Raw genomic sequence first — 2,128 nt, forward strand, 5'->3', positions numbered from 1 at the left:
GCAGAAAGGGCTGTGCGCGGTGTGCCCGCAGGCACACAGCATGGCCCGCGTCTCCCGGCGCTCCCCGTGCGGCGTCGCGACGGCGAAGTCCCCGCGCGCGTGCAGCACCCCGTCCTGGTGCAGCACGAGACGGGCCGGCCCGCCGGTCCGCTCCGGATGCCCGGGCCAGTGGTACTGGAGCGCCCCGCTCGGGCAGCGTTCGACCACCTCCGCCACCTCGGCCGCCGTGGCCCCGTCAGGAGTGATCCACGGCCTGCGCCCCACGTCGAAGACGGTGGGCAGGCCCCGCACGCACTCGGCGGCGTGCACGCAGCGCGCCACCTCGTAGCTCACCGCCAGCTCCGCGCCCTCGTAGCGCCGCGCGCCCTCGCGCACCGTGGGGTCGTCCGCCGCCTGTCCCGCGTCCGCCATCGCTCGCTCCTCGGTTCCTCGGTCCCCGGTTCCGGCGGGCTCAGTCGGTGACCGCGCTCTGCTCCGCGTACAGCAGGTCCTGGTACTCGGGATGCCGGGCGATCCAGCCCGAGTAGAAGGGGCATACCGCGAGCACCGAGACCCCGGCGGACCGCGCCTCGTCCAGCGAGGCCCGCACGAGCGCGCTGCCCACGCCCCGGCCCTCGAAGACGGGCTCGACCACGGTGTGCACGAAGGCGATGAGGTCCTTCGTGCGGATGTACTGGGCGAACCCGGCGAGTTCGCCGTCGATCGTCGCCTCGTACCGGTCCGCCTCGGGGCGGTCGCCCACCTCGGCCGGAGCCGTCCGCTCGCTCATCGCTCTCCCCTCTTCCCCGCCGCGCTCCGCGGCGGTGTCCCCGCCAGCTTGCCGCGCCCGGGGGCCCCGCGCGAGCGGTGCGCCTCCGGCGGGGCGGCCCGGCGCGAGGCCACGGGCCGCGGGGGCACCCGCCCGGCGCGCGTGACGGGCCGTCGCGGTACCCGCACGGCGCGCGTACGTGGCATCCTCCCGGGCCCCGCGCCCCACGCGCCGGGTCCCTGCACGCGCCACCCGCAGGGTCCCCGCCGCGCACCACCCGCCGCCCGCCTGCCCCGCTCGCCCGTTCGGCGCGCTCCCCTGGCCCGTCTCGTGCCGGGGGACGAAGGTGGGTGTGCGTGCGGGCCCGGGCGGGACGGGGCACGGGCCGGGTGGTGTCGGTGGTGTGGAGCGGCAGGAAGGGTGTGCGATGAAGATCGCCGTACTGGGGGCGACCGGCGGGCAGGGCGGGGCCGTGGTCGCGGCGCTGCGCGAGGCGGGACGGCCGGTGCGGGCCGTCGTGCGCGATCCGGCGGGGGCCGGGGCCCGTGCCCTCGCGGCCTCCGGCGTCGAGGTGGTCGCCGCGGACCTGCGCGACACGGACTCGCTCGCCGCCGCCTTCGCGGGCACGGCCGCGGCCTTCGCCGTCACGACCCCCTTCGAGGCGGGGCTCGAAGCGGAGAAGGAGCAGGGCGTCGCGATCGTGGACGCCGCCGCCCGCTCCGCGCTGCCCTTCCTGGTCATGGCCTCCGTCGCGAGCGCCGACCGCGAGACCGGTGTCCCGCACTTCGAGACGAAGGCGCACACCGAGAAGATCCTCGCCGCCTCGGGACTCCCCGCCGCGGTCGTCGCCCCCACGTACTTCTACGACAACGTCTTCGGCGAACTCCAGGAGGTCGCCGACGGCGAGATCTCGATGGCGCTGCCGCCCGACGTCCGCCTCCAGCAGGTCTCCCGCACCGACCTCGGCCGGCTCGTCGCCGCCGTGCTCGCCGACCCCGAGCGCTGGCGCGGGCGACGCGTGGAGGTCGCGGGCGACGACCCGACCCCGGCCGAGATGGCCCGGGACATCGGCCGCGCGGCGGGCGGGCAGGTCGACTTCCGGCAGCTTCCGCTGGACTCCGTGGCGCGCGTGAGCCCCGACCGGGCCGCGATGTACACCTTCCTCGCGGAGGTCGGCTACCAGGTCGACATCCCCGCGCTGCGCGCCGCGTTCCCCGAGATCCCCTGGACCTCCTACGCCGACTGGGCGGCGGCCCAGCCCTGGCCCACGCCGGGCGCCTGAGCGCCGGAGAGCGCCTGAGCGCCGGAGAGGTGAGGACGCGCCGGTGAGGTGAGGGGCCGACGGCGACGGGCGCCGGGTGCCTGAGCGTCACTGAGGGG

Annotated in this window: 3 protein-coding genes; 1 reads left to right on the forward strand and 2 read right to left on the reverse strand. The window is 77.2% G+C overall.

The window, feature by feature from the left end:
• Nucleotides 1-411: (4Fe-4S)-binding protein (locus tag SSBG_RS28215; protein WP_008749453.1), on the reverse strand; the 411-nt coding region annotated here is incomplete at its 3' end.
• A 40-nt stretch (nucleotides 412-451) separates the two neighbouring features.
• The gene (locus SSBG_RS28220) at nucleotides 452-769 is read right to left on the reverse strand and encodes a GNAT family N-acetyltransferase (protein WP_037870813.1); all 318 of its coding nucleotides are present in this window, start codon (nucleotides 767-769) and stop codon (nucleotides 452-454) included.
• A gap of 406 nt (nucleotides 770-1,175) precedes the next feature.
• On the opposite strand from SSBG_RS28220, the gene SSBG_RS28225 reads away from it, so the two are divergent.
• A complete protein-coding gene (locus tag SSBG_RS28225; RefSeq protein ID WP_008749455.1) occupies nucleotides 1,176-2,030 on the forward strand; it encodes an NmrA family NAD(P)-binding protein in 855 nt (284 codons plus the stop codon).
• The last annotated feature ends 98 nt before the right edge of the window (nucleotides 2,031-2,128 follow it).

The sequence above is a fragment of the Streptomyces sp. SPB074 genome, assembly GCF_000154905.1.
Taxonomy (GTDB): domain Bacteria; phylum Actinomycetota; class Actinomycetes; order Streptomycetales; family Streptomycetaceae; genus Streptomyces.

What these genes read in the sequence shown, in the direction of transcription:
- SSBG_RS28220 (WP_037870813.1), bottom strand. Translation starts at nt 769, where the DNA reads ATGAGCGAGCGGACGGCTCCGGCCGAGGTGGGCGACCGCCCCGAGGCG.
- SSBG_RS28225 (WP_008749455.1), top strand. Translation starts at nt 1,176, where the DNA reads ATGAAGATCGCCGTACTGGGGGCGACCGGCGGGCAGGGCGGGGCCGTG.